This is a genomic window from Stenotrophomonas sp. 71799_Sma (assembly GCF_056482505.1).
Map to the genome: position 1 here is coordinate 3,014,798 of NZ_CM151202.1, position 11,954 is coordinate 3,026,751.

An 11,954-nucleotide genomic window follows, 5' to 3' on the forward strand; every position below is an offset into this window, starting at 1 on the left:
CGCCTAGGATTGGCACAATTGGCGCAATGGAAGCGTGCTGGCCTTGCGTTGAGCCTTTCCATCAACCTCTCCGCTCGGAATGTCGCGCGGCAAGGAATGGCCGATGAACTCGTGGCCAAAATCCACGCGCAGGGGTTGGATTGCCAGGACGTGGAGGTCGAGATCACCGAGGGAGAATGGCTGCGGGTCAACTCGCTGCCGGGCGAGCAACTCAAGCGGATGGCCTCGTCAGGCATTCGGCTCGCGGTGGATGACTTCGGCAGCGGCTACAGCAATTTCGGATACCTGACCGAGTTGCCCATTCACACGCTCAAGCTCGACAAGTCGCTGATAGACGATATTTCCGAAGACCAACGCGCGTTGCTCAAGGTCCAAGCGATCGTCGGTCTGGCCCATGATCTGGGCTACTCGACCGTCGCTGAAGGAGCCGAGACGAACGGTCAGGTCGCCAAGCTCCAAGGCCTTGGGTGTGACGAAATTCAAGGTTTCGCGCTTTCCAGACCCATCAGCGCCATTGAGTTGGCCGAGCTCCTTGCGCCCTGACCCGAGGGAGTTTGATACTCGGTCTTCCAGCCGACGAACCGTCCCGGATGGAAGCACGCGGAAGGATCCTGCAGCGTGCGTATCGCTTTCAGGAAGTCTGCGAGATCGCTGAGGCCGCTGACTGCCTCTGGCCTATTTCAGGACCCTACCCGTGGCTAAACCGGTTTTTTTTTGCTTCGCTTTGTCAATGGAGAACTGACCTCCGACGGCGCTCTGGCGCGTCTGCATGCTGTTGAGGCCACTTGTAGCAGCTGTGGTCTCACCTCGCTGCTAGCACCGGGCGAGGGCCTGACGGACTTGGAAGGCGCCGGTGTGATGGTGTGCCCACACTGCCAGAACCACCAAGCGGTGAGCCGGATGAGGTTGGAAGAGTTCATGAAGCGAATGGCCGGCACGAACGCTACAGCCACCGCTAACCCATCGTCTTCGGACGACGGGCAGGTCTTGTCAGAGTGAGGCCCTTGGCCTGCCAATCTGAACGCCTCGGATTTCCTAGGGCATGAATTGCCACGGTGGACACATTAAGGGCATGATGCGATCGCCCTTTGGTCTTTGCCCACAGAAACCATGACCGTTCCCCTGCCTTATGATCCATTTCTGCAGGCCTCATCAGAGCCATTGCTGGAGCTGGTGATTGTGCGTGTGGGCTGCGATTTGTTCGGTGTGGATGTCGAGTCGGCCGTGGAAATACGCGGACCAGAGACGCTGACCCGAACCCGGGACCGCCAGTTTGTAGTCTCGATCAGAGGGCAAGACGTCCCTGTGGTTGATCTGGGCTTGATCACCGGAGGCGATGCAGTCGGGACGGGTTGTCCAGCAATGCTGTTGGTTCAATCCGCGGTTCAGCTGTTCGCCCTTGCAGTGGACGAAGTCTTGGTCATCGAGAGCCTGTCTGCCTGGCGTGCCGAGCCTGCCGCTCACAGCGACCGATTCGCTGAGCTCTGCCCGCAGGGCGTGCAGCTGGGGAACGGCAAACGCGTCGCCGTCATTGACCCTGGTCGTGCCCTATCCATTCAGCAACGGCTGGAGATCGATTCAGGTTGATTGCCCAATGCTGCACGGTGCTGCCGCTTTCAGTTGCAACCGATTCGCGCGCGTTCCAAGTTCCACGCTTTGCGGTAATCTCTGGCTGACAACGCGATTCCGTGCATGGGGCGCTCGATGGAGAAATTCGACGGAGCAACGTGGTTCCCACTGGACAGGTTTGAAGTCGGCATTGACGCCGAAACAGCAGTGGTTGCACTCGGGCTTTACCAAGTTCGCAACGCGGCCGGTGACTCGACCATGTGCGGCTCGACGATGACTCCGACGCAAGCGGAGCGAATTGGCAATGCCCTTCTGATCGCCGCCAACCGTGCTCGCCTGACGATCCCGGGCTCAAGCAGCAGCCACTGATCCTCTTCTGTGTTGATGTGCCTGCTCGCGGAGGGCTTGGTGAACGACGAGGTCAGGGACGCATTTTTGCGTCTTCAAGAAGCAATGAATCGCATGCATATACGTGTTGCGGCGCTGGAAGCCGCCACAGTGCTCCTGCTTCGCACGAACGCCGGCAACGCCAACGTCGCAGACGAGTTTGAGCGCAGCATTCGGCACTACCTCCAAGGGATGGACCAGCACCGGGACCATGTCTTCGCGTTCGAGGAGATCGTCGAGCCATGGCTGGGCATCCTGAGGGAACCATTGGCTGGCATTCCCCCGTCTCCGAGCCGCTGAACTGCCAAAGCGGAGCGGCCATCGGGCGGCCGTAACCTCGGCCAATGCCATTGCCGCCTCGCCGCCTCACGGCGCAAGGCGCCGAGCTTTCGGCGCGCTTGCGGGTCTGAGGCCGCCATCCAGGCGGCCTCACCCACGGTGACTTCAGCGGCAACTTCGGTCAACCATGCCCTGCGAGCGACCATGCGTTCGCACTGGCCTTGGAAGGGCGGTTAGAACTCCTGCCAGTGCGCTGCGTCCGCAGATACCTGCCGTGCGGGACGAGCTGGCAATGCCTTCGGCGGGGTTGGCTTGCCCGCGTAGGCGGTTTGAGAAAGGCGGGAGCCGTCCACAGCACCTGGCTTGGCCAAGCTTGCACTGGCCGTGGCTGGCGTCTTTCCCTGCGCGCGTTCATTCACCTTGAAGACCGCGCCGGCGGTTGCCAGCTGTACCGACTGGTCTTCCATGGATCGGGCAGCGGCGGTCGCTTCTTCCACCAACGCGGCGTTCTGCTGGGTCGTTTCGTCCATCTGAGAAACAGCCTGGTTCACTTGCTCGATGCCCGACGCCTGCTCCTGAGAGGCGGCAGATATCTCACCAATGACGTTGGACACGCGCTCAACCGAGCTGACAATCTCAGACATCGTCTGGCCAGCCTGGTCAACCAGCGCCGATCCTTGAGCGACCTTGGCCACAGAGTCCTCGATTAGCCCCTTGATCTCCTTGGCTGCAGAGGCAGAGCACTGTGCCAACGTGCGCACCTCGGAGGCCACCACGGCGAACCCTCGACCCTGGTCCCCGGCTCGAGCCGCCTCCACGGCCGCATTGAGTGCGAGGATGTTGGTCTGGAAAGCAATGCCATCGATCACGGAGATGATGTCCCCGATGCGGCGCGACGAGGCTTCGATACCCCCCATCGTCTCCACTACTTTCCCGACCACTCCACCGCCCTGCCCGGCCACGCGCGAGGCCCCACTGGCCAACTCGCTGGCCTGGCGTGCATGCTCAGCGTTTTGGTGCACGGTGGAGGTAAGCTCCTCCATGGACGCCGCCGTCTCTTCCAAGTTGGCCGCTTGTTGTTCGGTGCGTCGCGACAAGTCGCCATTGCCCGCGGCAATTTCCGTCGACGCGGTATTGATTGCCGTGGATGCCTGCTGGATGCGGGAGACGATATCGGTCAGCTGAGCCACGGTCGCGTTAGCGTCTTCGCTCATCGTCGCAAAGACGCCGCGGAAGTCGCCTTCCATGCGGTGGGTCAAGTCGCCAGAGGCAATGGCCTGAAGCAAGGTGGAGACGGCGCTGAGGCTGTGGTCAGCTGTCTCCATCAGACGGTTGAGGTCCGAAACCATCAATTCAAAGTCGTGCTGGAACGCAGACGTGTTACCGCGGGCGGAGAAGTCGCCGTCGGCAGCCGACACTGCCAACCGCTTGATCTCCGTGTTGATCGCCAGCAGACTTGCTTTGGCAGCGTCCATCGATTCGTGGAGCACGCCCGGGAGCCGGGCAGGCGTCGCGCGTCACGCCGCAGGTCACCGGCCGCATACTCGTTGAGCACTTGGATGGCATCCAGGATGGCCTCAAGGTGCTCGAACACCATTGTGTTCATGCCCTTGGCCAGCTCGCCGTAGACACCGGGCAGGTCCTCCGGAATCCGGTGCGAGATGTCTTCGGCCTCGTGAAGCTTGACCATGACCTTGGTGTCGTTCGAAAAACGCTCCAAGGTGGCAACCATTTGACGGAGGGAGAGCAGCATCTGGCCCGCCTCATCGCGGCTCTGGTAGTCGGTTCGCACGTTGAGGTCGCCATTGGCCACGCTGCGGATAGCGGGCAACGCCTCACCAATGGGCCGGGTGACCGAACGGCTGATCGCCCACCCCAGCACGCTTGCGACCAAGTACAGCACCGCCAAGACCAAGCCTGTGATCGACATCAGGTTGTTGAGGCTTGCTGCGTTGGTTGCGAGTTCAGCCTTCATGCCGCGAAGGCTGTATTCGCTGACTTTATCCATGGCGTCGAATAGCGCCACGCGCTTTGCCCTGGATTCTGTCACCGAGATCGTCTGCGCGGCCTCGGCATCGCCAGCGAGGAGCGCAGCGTGAAGCTGATCGTGGATGACAAAGTAATCGCTCAACGCAGCGCTGACCGGCTTGAACAACGCGGCATCTTCGCCATCGGCGAAGGACCGCAGGTATTGCTTCACCAGCTCGTTGATCTTGGCCTTGCCCGCCACGATCCGCTGTTCGTATTGCTTGACGGCCTCAGCGGAAGTGGCTTCGCTGACCTGGGAGGTTTCGTAGATGCGGAGATCGCCGAACTGCGCACGCATCTCTCCGATGGCATAGCTGCCAGGCGCCCAGACGGACTCAATCCTGGACAACTCCTGCTTCGAATGTGACGCGCGGACAATAGTGAAGATGCCCAACGCCAAGGTCATGCTGGTCGTTATGGCGAATGCCAGCATCAGTTTTTTGGAGATGCTTCCGACGTGGCTTCGTCGGCGCACAGGAAGAACACGGCGTCGCCGTGGCTTGAAGCACTCAACGCGCTATGAATGGAGATAAGCGCGGCGAAAGGAGACCTGACGAAGGCCTCCTGGTAACTGTGGCCTTTGATCTCGCTCGCCGTGGCCAACAGCGCGCGCTTGGCCTGCTCCGCTCGATCAGAAAGCGGCCGATTGCTGGAGTCGGGAAATCCAATGGCGAACGACGTATTCAGGAGCCAGTTCTTGAACGCTGTCTGCAGGACAACGATCTGGTCGCCGTCTTGAAAGTGACGGTGCTGAACGACAGTGCTTCTGATCATGCAAGTAGCGCGCATTGATGGGCAGCAGCGACGTTCGCTTCCAGCGTATCCACTGTAAAGAGGAAGGCTTGCGGTCCAATGCACTCCAAAGGGCGGATGCATGTTGCCAGTCAGCTAGCGCACGTGCGCGCCTGCCGGTTCGCCTCTGCAATCTTTGCCAAGCGCCTCGATCCAGGAATCGATCTGTTTGACGCCGTAGGGCTTGGACAAAACACCCCGATCCCGGTGCCGGCTGATCACATCGTTCGGATGAAGCGTGGAGGTAAAGAAGAAAGCGATGCCATCGCGCCGAAGTTCGTCTGCCAACTTGTATGCACTGCGCCGGGCGTCAGGGCTGGCGGGCACATCCAGAATGACGACGTCGACGTGCCCCGCTTGCGCTGCGCGCAAGGCTCCTGAGCTGAATTCCAAGCATTCGACGTCATAGCCGAGCTCTCTTAGTTCGACTCCAACCAACTCACAGATGGAGGTTTCAATGTCCACGAAGAGAACGTTCATGTGGATTGCCGTTCCACAAGGTCGGGTCAAATTTTCCACACGGTCAGCAGCTGGTTCAAGCTAGTTGGGACGACTTCTGCTTTCGGCAAAGCGCACAAGGAGATCCATCGCCGTTGAATTCATTGCGTCCGCATCGCCCCGCTGAGAGAAGCTGGCCCAGTCTGCCATCGCGATGCTCTGCAGCTGGCCCTCCTTGGCCAAAAACAGCCGCATAGGCCACCGCGGCAGCCGACGTTGCGAGACACGCCCGCGTGCCAACTCGATGAAGTTCAGGTGGCTGCGCACTTCGGATGCCCTGGCGTAGGCAACGCGAAGGCCATCCGGTGGACCCTCCAGGTAGGACAGGAACCGGGCCCCGTCGCACAAGGTCACCCCGGTCACGCCGGCCTGTCTGTTGAACCGCTCCGCGTCGGCTATCAACTCAACCAGCCGCCCAAGGCTAAGGTAGGGGCTGGCCTCACTCACAAAAACCACCGCACGGTTTGGCATGACACGCTCCTAAGATTGCTTCAGACCCAACAACCTGACGGGTCGGGAAGAGCAGCAAGTGCTACACGGCAACCTTTGATTTTGCCTTCCAGGCGCCTGTTTCCAGATCCTTCCGCAGCACCCAGTCCTTCGCCGGAATCTTTGCCCCACGGGCGGTCAGGTAGTCCGGCATGAATAGCATGATCTCCCCCCCTTGAATCAGACAGCTGGTCGAGAGGACCACGCCGTCACTGAGCTCGACCAAGCAGGTGGTTCTCTCGCCCAGTTCAGCCTGCTCGCCTGTCAGGGACGCGGTGGCCCCTGGGTAGATGTGGCTGTGAGTAAATTCCAACCGCATGGCATGCCCCTGTCGAATGCCTCAAATTCATGACTCCCCTGCTTCCACTGTGCAACGTGAATCGGGCGGCCTACAGAGGAAATCCGTTACCCATCACTGCGGAACGTCATCGAGACGATTGCCGACCAATGCGGCAAGCCGCTCCATCCCCGTTTCTGGGATGAATTTCCCTCCGAAGCGTTGGGAGAAATTCACCCAGTTCGACCTCATCAGTGCTTTGAGCTCGGCTTCTGAAATCCGCAGGAAGAGCAATGCATGCGCAGGGAACCGCAACTGCTGGATGGATCCCCGCGCCAGCTCAACGATTTCGGTATGCAGGGTGAAGGACTGGGTGTAAACGGAGCTCGCAGCCACCGCACTCGCTGTGCCTTCCAAATACGTTAAAAACCTGCTGCCGTCGAAGCATACAACTGCACGCGAGCCGCACTTGGCATTGAACTCTCGGCCTGCACGCATGACTTCGGGCAAGCGCTCCTCACCGATCTCTTCCACAGCCGCGCTTACGAACACCACCGCACACTTAGACATTACGGGCTACCTTTCACTCGGCACCAGTGCAAGCCGGCCAACGTGGATCAGCTGTGTACAAAACGCAGGCCAGCTTGAATTTCAGTTTTCAGTTGCGCTATTCCTGAACCTTTAAGAGTGCACCATGGCTAGCCCCGTCCCCGACTCAAGTTGGCTGCAAGAGCGATGACCTCGCTAGGGATCACGGCCCCGAGGTGCGCGAGAACCGCGGCTTGGACGACCTCTGTGTTGCAGAGGAAGAATATCCCGTCTCGCGGCCCAGCCGACGTCAGAGACCGGTTGACACTGATCACCGAAGCTGGCACATCGCTCACGAACACTTCGTGAAACTTCGACCCCGCAAAGCGCGCTTGGAGGGCTCTCCGACTTGCTTTCGTGTCCTGCCGTAGCTCCACACCGTATTTTCCAGACAATCCGATGCCACTGGCGGTAAATACGTAATGATTTTTAAACGAGGTCAACCACACCAGAATCGGTCCGCCCTCGGCGAGAACGCGCCTGTGAGCAAGCTTGCTACGTATCATCGGGCTGCTCGTTGTTGGCCTGATTGATCGATTCGTCCCTCTTGTGGCTCCGTGGGCGGCGCGAATTGCGAGCTACGAACGATGGACAGGATCAGTATCCGACAGCGGCAGCGGTGAGAGCAACGCCTGCGCGCCGCCCGTCATTCTGGCCGTCCGGGTAGATGGGCTCCACGCACCACAAACGGCCGATCTGTAAGCGAAACAAACCGAGCGGGCTGTGTAGGGCTTAAATCCTTTGGCGGCCCGACAGGCTCAGCCGAAGCGATCATTGCTCCGCCGATTCAGACCCCCGGTGCACGCGAGACAGACGCCAGCCACCGTGCGACTTGAAATAGCCGGTGTCGCCCGTCAACGAATAGCGGACTCCGGCCCAAATCGATGTCGCTACGGAGCTGTGCCAAGCGCGAGCCTTCTGGTAGGCGTAGTGAAACGAACGCATCATCTCGCTCTCCTGCGGCGCAACCATTCCCGGCAGGACGGCGCCTTGAAGAGCGCGATTACAAGCTGGAGCAGCGCCAGACCAGTTGCGGAAGCCAAGATAACCATAGCAAGAGACAAAAGTAGTTCCATGATGGGGTCCTACAGTCCCACGGGTTGGCAGCAAGTCATAGCGCCCGGGCCATTGGCGCTCAGCGGCCCCCTGTCCGCTTGGGGGTGAAGATCGCCGCAACCGCGTGACATCGGCGTGAAAGTCATCTGCCGATCGTTTGCCTATGAATCCACCCAAAGGTACCCCTGCATCGGCGCTCTACCCCAGCCAAGTCGAGTTGATTGAACGGTTCAGGCAATGTGCCTATTTCCATCAGTTAGCCTTGCCAATCTTTCGGAAGAATCATCCGACACTGGCCGCTACGTTACCGATGGGTCAACTCCCGCACGTTGACCGTTCGACACAGTTTCCCCGCCGCTTCTAAAATCAACCGAGTAGATGCGGCGCTGGTGCGCAATCGATCGCGGATGAGGCGCCAAGAAAAAGCCTCCGGCGGACATCTACGCCCGATCAGCTTTAGCCGCTGAGGCCAATGGCAGGCAGCAGCTAGCTTCAATTCCCTCTGCCGCACCACACCCTCACCCATCAGTTTCGATATCAAGACTTAGGCCTTTACCGCTGCATCCTGATTTGATCGCATGCAGGACCAGATGCAACAGCAAGCCAGACGAACCAAGGCCCTTCGCGTGTGACCGCGGTGATCTGCGCTTGAATGGGGATTCTCGCCCCCGTCCCCCGTTGCCGGGTGAGATGGCCTCGACGGCACACCCACGGTAACCAAAGCTCTTCGGGCCACCATCAGGGGCCCATGGGCATCCGGTGTCAGACTTCTTCCCGGAACACGTCGAATTTCTCGGCCAGCCACTGCTCCACGGTTTTCCCTTTGAGCTCTTGGGCCAAGTAGCTGGCGCACAACGAGCTGCCGTCCGAACGCAGGTTGGCCACCGTGTGCGCAGCCATGACTGCAGCCCCAAACAGGTGCCCCTGGGTGCGCCCGTTTTCCTCCCACCCTTTGGGCAGCGATTCAATGGCCGCCAAGGCTTCTTGCCCTGACAGGTATTGGATGCAAGTCAGGTAGGACCATTGGAGGCCCACTTCCTCGCGCAAGCGCCTGCCGGCGGCCTTCTCGTCCAATCGGCCCTCGGCACTGTCCAGCAGCACGTGGGCGGCCGCGATGGCTTTGCCTTGCGGCGAGAGCCGGCTCTTCTTCTTGGGGCACAGGCCGCGCATGATCAGGCCTTCTTGCCGGCCTTCTTGGCGACGGCTTTCTTCGCAAGTTTCTTGACGGCCTTCTGGGCGGCCTTCTTCACCGGCTTGCCCGCCTTCTTGACCACCTTGCCCGGTGCCTTCTTCGATGCGCCATGGGCCGGGGGAACTTCGCTCCGGGGTTGGCCTGAGCCCACGCCTTGCCCTCGGCGGACTTGGCCCACGCGGTGAAGGCCTTGGGGGCCAAATCCCGACCTGCCCACGTCTCACCGGTTGGGAGGCGATACTTCGGCGCGACCTTGCCCAGCTTGCGGCCCTTTCGGGGTCCCGGGGCAGCATTGGCGGCGTGCGCCGGCTTGGCGTCGATCGTTTCTCCGATGAGCTTGGCCACCTGCCGCCGCTGGGCCGGACTGAGGACCTTCGCATACTTCTGCAGGACCGCCAGGGCTTTGGGCACCTCGCCGTCGCGCTTCTCCACCAGTTTCTTCTGGGCTTAGAGCTGTTTGATTTCGGCGTTGAGGGATTTCAGGGTGGTCAGGGCCAAAGGAGCGCTCCGGTAGGGAATCCAACGGTTATAGCCCATCGTTCCTAGCATGGCCACCCGAACGGGCCCCATCTTGACACCCACCACCCTGGGGCGCGATAACTCCCTTGCCGCGAGGGGAAATGCCCCCGGCGTATTGCCTGCTTAGCTCAAGGCAACAGGTTCCCGATTCGATCGCACAAGCGACGACGGGATGGTTTTTCCTGTTTTTTGAGATCTAAGCATGCCCAAACTCCAACGGTTGAGAACCGAGGCTTTCCTCGCCCAGAAGGGCCGGTGCTGCTATTGCAGCCTGCCGATGTGGAACGCCTCTCCCGATGAACTAAGGCCGTTCGGCCTGAGCGCCAAAACGGCCACGCCGCTCCGTTGCACCGCTGAGCACCTGGTGGCCCAGCAAGAGGGCGGCAAGGACGTGGTAGGCAACATCGCTGCCGCCTGCTGGCTCTGCAACATGCGCCGGCACAAACGCAAGTCGCCGCCCTCCCCCGAGGCTTACCGCGCGTTCGTGCAGAAACGCTTGGCGAAGGGCAAGTGGCACCCGCCGAGCGTGGCCAAGTTGCGCCTCAAAACGCGTGGAACGCAACCACCCGACGGATGAGTTCCGCCACGCTCACGTGCTGCCGCTGCGCCTCGCGGCGGACGCGGTCGGCCAGGTCTCGGGAAGCCCGGATAGGCGGCAAGCGGTCGTCCCTGGGGCCGGCAACGGGAGAGCGCAGCAGTTGGGGGCGCGCCAGGTAGGCGGTGAGCCATTGGCGCACGGCTTCGCTCTCGCTCACCCGGCTGCTCTAGCGCGTGCGGCCAATGCCTGGCGCAAGGTTGAAGAAAGGGACACTTTCGGCAGCACGGCCGTCAAGGGAGGCTTGGACGTCAGCGTCACAGCCTCTGCCTCAGTCGGCCCACGGGGGCTGGGCGGAAGAAGCGCTCCAATCGTTTGGTCTCCAGCAACGCTTCCATGAAGGCCCCCATGGCGTGGGTATAAGCGTCCTCGCTGGCCGCCAACCGCAAGCTCAGCGCAAGCCGTTCCCACTTTCCGTTCGGTGCGCATGCGATGGCGAACAACCAGTGGTGCGTCCAGTCATCCTCCAACCGATCGGATGCAACGAAGAGCACCCGGTGATCACGCTGGAACGGCAGGAACGACAGCGCCTGGTCAACCGCATGGCGGTGGGCAGCCTGTAGCCGTGCCCTCTCCTCGCCGTCGGTGTCCAGTAACGCCGCGAACCCTTTGGGCAGGCGCAACGAAACGCGGTAGCCCGCCGCCCGGGCGTGGTGGCCCTCGCCTTCGCACAACCGCTGCTGCCCATCGAAATCCTGGCCCATAGCGAAGCGCCGCATGGCCTCCTCGGTCACTGGCCCACCGGGCTTCAACTGGGTCAACCACGCACCACCCCAGCGCAACGCGGCCAAGGGCGCCTCCAGCAGTTCTGCGAAGGCGAACCCATCGGCGAACACGTCCTCCCGGCAGAGGCAGGTGAGTTGCAGGTTCATGGGATCACCCTCATAGCCGTGCCCTACTATTAGGAACGGCTTTCGTTGCGCCAGGGAGAGTCGCATCCAAACGCAGGGCCTCTTGTTCCGTTTCCCATCTGCATAGGCGATCGCGTATTTCCGGACGTTGCTGTTCGAGCCACGCATCGGGACGTGGCTCTGCATTGACAAACTGCAACCAAGCCTTCGAACGCGGATTGGCCCCTGCCTGCAACAACAGGTCGAGCAGCTCCACGTTGCCCGCCAGATAGGCGAAATAGATAGGTGACCGCCTTATCTCGCCACAGTCGTAATCCGCGTCCGGATCTGCGCCAGCTTCGAGCAGCACGCGACAAACCTCGAGCCACCTTCGCCCATTTTCTTCCCATGGACTGTCCTGCATAACAGCAAGAATAAGTGGCGTTTTTCCATCTTTTCGCTCCCGAGCGTTCACATCAGCGCCATCTGCAATCAACTGCTCAAGCTCCCTCAGCTGGAACCCTCCTTCGCGGTCGAATAGCTGAAAGATGGGTGGCATCCGGCGATGCCTTCTCCATTTACCCATGCGTTTCTCAATGACATAGCGGGGGATCAGGATTGGAGACAGCAGCGTCAATACAAGGAACTCCACGCGAACCTTCCAGATCGGCTCTTGAAATAGATTTGGTGGGTTACGCAAATCCTTTAACCATCCCCGCACACCCTTTTTTATACTTGCCACGAAATTCATGTCAGCCCCCATGGAATACATTTGTATCCCTTCAGATCCATGCAAGCAGAAAGGGACATCCTGTCCAGAGGGCTTTACTGACTAAAGCGGAAAAACGCTGGGGT

The 11,954-nt window shown here is 60.5% G+C and carries 13 protein-coding genes and 1 pseudogene; 5 read left to right on the top strand and 9 right to left on the bottom strand.

Going from position 1 to position 11,954, the window contains the following annotated elements:
* Nucleotides 1–18 precede the first annotated feature (18 nt).
* The 4 genes from ACZK4Z_RS14045 to ACZK4Z_RS14060 all read left to right on the top strand — a co-directional run bounded on the left by ACZK4Z_RS14045 (nt 19) and on the right by ACZK4Z_RS14060 (nt 2,256).
* The gene (locus tag ACZK4Z_RS14045) at nt 19–543 is read left to right on the top strand and encodes an EAL domain-containing protein (RefSeq protein WP_235649995.1); all 525 of its coding nucleotides are present in this window, start codon (nt 19–21) and stop codon (nt 541–543) included.
* 567 nt (nt 544–1,110) lie between these two features.
* Nucleotides 1,111–1,587 (top strand): chemotaxis protein CheW, encoded by a 477-nt coding sequence (locus ACZK4Z_RS14050; RefSeq protein WP_046272126.1) that lies wholly within the window; start codon nt 1,111–1,113, stop codon nt 1,585–1,587.
* Nucleotides 1,588–1,704: 117 nt separating this feature from the next.
* Nucleotides 1,705–1,938: a hypothetical protein gene (locus ACZK4Z_RS14055; protein ID WP_125892000.1), complete on the top strand. Its 234-nt coding sequence runs from the start codon at nt 1,705–1,707 to the stop codon at nt 1,936–1,938.
* A 39-nt stretch (nt 1,939–1,977) separates the two neighbouring features.
* Nucleotides 1,978–2,256 (top strand): hypothetical protein, encoded by a 279-nt coding sequence (locus ACZK4Z_RS14060; protein ID WP_125892001.1) that lies wholly within the window; start codon nt 1,978–1,980, stop codon nt 2,254–2,256.
* Between the two features lie 212 nt (nt 2,257–2,468).
* On the opposite strand, the pseudogene ACZK4Z_RS14065 reads toward ACZK4Z_RS14060, so the two are convergent.
* From ACZK4Z_RS14065 to ACZK4Z_RS14095, 7 genes and pseudogenes are all read right to left on the bottom strand, one after another.
* Nucleotides 2,469–4,696 (bottom strand): annotated as a pseudogene (locus ACZK4Z_RS14065) (methyl-accepting chemotaxis protein).
* Nucleotides 4,696–5,037, bottom strand: coding sequence for a hypothetical protein (locus ACZK4Z_RS14070; protein ID WP_125892003.1), 342 nt, complete (start codon nt 5,035–5,037; stop codon nt 4,696–4,698). The pseudogene ACZK4Z_RS14065 and the gene ACZK4Z_RS14070 overlap by 1 nt, the downstream one beginning before the upstream one ends.
* Nucleotides 5,038–5,151: 114 nt before the next feature.
* On the bottom strand, nt 5,152–5,535 hold the full coding sequence (locus ACZK4Z_RS14075) for a response regulator (RefSeq protein WP_046429004.1): 384 nt from the start codon (nt 5,533–5,535) through the stop codon (nt 5,152–5,154).
* 60 nt (nt 5,536–5,595) lie between these two features.
* On the bottom strand, nt 5,596–6,024 hold the full coding sequence (locus ACZK4Z_RS14080; protein WP_061478940.1) for a BLUF domain-containing protein: 429 nt from the start codon (nt 6,022–6,024) through the stop codon (nt 5,596–5,598).
* A gap of 61 nt (nt 6,025–6,085) precedes the next feature.
* Nucleotides 6,086–6,361, bottom strand: a complete 276-nt coding sequence (locus tag ACZK4Z_RS14085; protein WP_049452609.1) for a hypothetical protein — start codon at nt 6,359–6,361, stop codon at nt 6,086–6,088.
* Between the two features lie 93 nt (nt 6,362–6,454).
* Entirely contained in the window at nt 6,455–6,889 is a 435-nt protein-coding gene (locus tag ACZK4Z_RS14090) for a BLUF domain-containing protein (RefSeq protein WP_006375649.1), read from the bottom strand.
* A gap of 1,836 nt (nt 6,890–8,725) precedes the next feature.
* On the bottom strand, nt 8,726–9,133 hold the full coding sequence (locus ACZK4Z_RS14095; RefSeq protein WP_061478942.1) for a hypothetical protein: 408 nt from the start codon (nt 9,131–9,133) through the stop codon (nt 8,726–8,728).
* A gap of 743 nt (nt 9,134–9,876) precedes the next feature.
* On the opposite strand from ACZK4Z_RS14095, the gene ACZK4Z_RS14100 reads away from it, so the two are divergent.
* Nucleotides 9,877–10,251, top strand: coding sequence for an HNH endonuclease (locus tag ACZK4Z_RS14100; protein ID WP_082783308.1), 375 nt, complete (start codon nt 9,877–9,879; stop codon nt 10,249–10,251).
* 275 nt (nt 10,252–10,526) lie between these two features.
* Here the strand turns inward: ACZK4Z_RS14100 and ACZK4Z_RS14105 are convergent, their stop codons facing one another.
* Both ACZK4Z_RS14105 and ACZK4Z_RS14110 read right to left on the bottom strand, forming a co-directional pair.
* The gene (locus tag ACZK4Z_RS14105) at nt 10,527–11,141 is read right to left on the bottom strand and encodes a relaxase domain-containing protein (protein WP_157805966.1); all 615 of its coding nucleotides are present in this window, start codon (nt 11,139–11,141) and stop codon (nt 10,527–10,529) included.
* 10 nt (nt 11,142–11,151) lie between these two features.
* Nucleotides 11,152–11,850, bottom strand: coding sequence for an ankyrin repeat domain-containing protein (locus tag ACZK4Z_RS14110; protein WP_157805965.1), 699 nt, complete (start codon nt 11,848–11,850; stop codon nt 11,152–11,154).
* Between the last annotated feature and the right edge of the window lie 104 nt (nt 11,851–11,954).

Bases quoted from the DNA above. Each gene is read 5' to 3' on its own strand.
- ACZK4Z_RS14090 (WP_006375649.1), bottom strand. From the start codon at position 6,889: ATGTCTAAGTGTGCGGTGGTGTTCGTAAGCGCGGCTGTGGAAGAGATC.
- ACZK4Z_RS14075 (WP_046429004.1), bottom strand. From the start codon at position 5,535: ATGAACGTTCTCTTCGTGGACATTGAAACCTCCATCTGTGAGTTGGTT.
- ACZK4Z_RS14105 (WP_157805966.1), bottom strand. From the start codon at position 11,141: ATGAACCTGCAACTCACCTGCCTCTGCCGGGAGGACGTGTTCGCCGAT.
- ACZK4Z_RS14080 (WP_061478940.1), bottom strand. From the start codon at position 6,024: ATGCCAAACCGTGCGGTGGTTTTTGTGAGTGAGGCCAGCCCCTACCTT.
- ACZK4Z_RS14050 (WP_046272126.1), top strand. From the start codon at position 1,111: ATGACCGTTCCCCTGCCTTATGATCCATTTCTGCAGGCCTCATCAGAG.
- ACZK4Z_RS14055 (WP_125892000.1), top strand. From the start codon at position 1,705: ATGGAGAAATTCGACGGAGCAACGTGGTTCCCACTGGACAGGTTTGAA.
- ACZK4Z_RS14070 (WP_125892003.1), bottom strand. From the start codon at position 5,037: ATGATCAGAAGCACTGTCGTTCAGCACCGTCACTTTCAAGACGGCGAC.
- ACZK4Z_RS14085 (WP_049452609.1), bottom strand. From the start codon at position 6,361: ATGCGGTTGGAATTTACTCACAGCCACATCTACCCAGGGGCCACCGCG.
- ACZK4Z_RS14095 (WP_061478942.1), bottom strand. From the start codon at position 9,133: ATGCGCGGCCTGTGCCCCAAGAAGAAGAGCCGGCTCTCGCCGCAAGGC.
- ACZK4Z_RS14100 (WP_082783308.1), top strand. From the start codon at position 9,877: ATGCCCAAACTCCAACGGTTGAGAACCGAGGCTTTCCTCGCCCAGAAG.
- ACZK4Z_RS14110 (WP_157805965.1), bottom strand. From the start codon at position 11,850: ATGAATTTCGTGGCAAGTATAAAAAAGGGTGTGCGGGGATGGTTAAAG.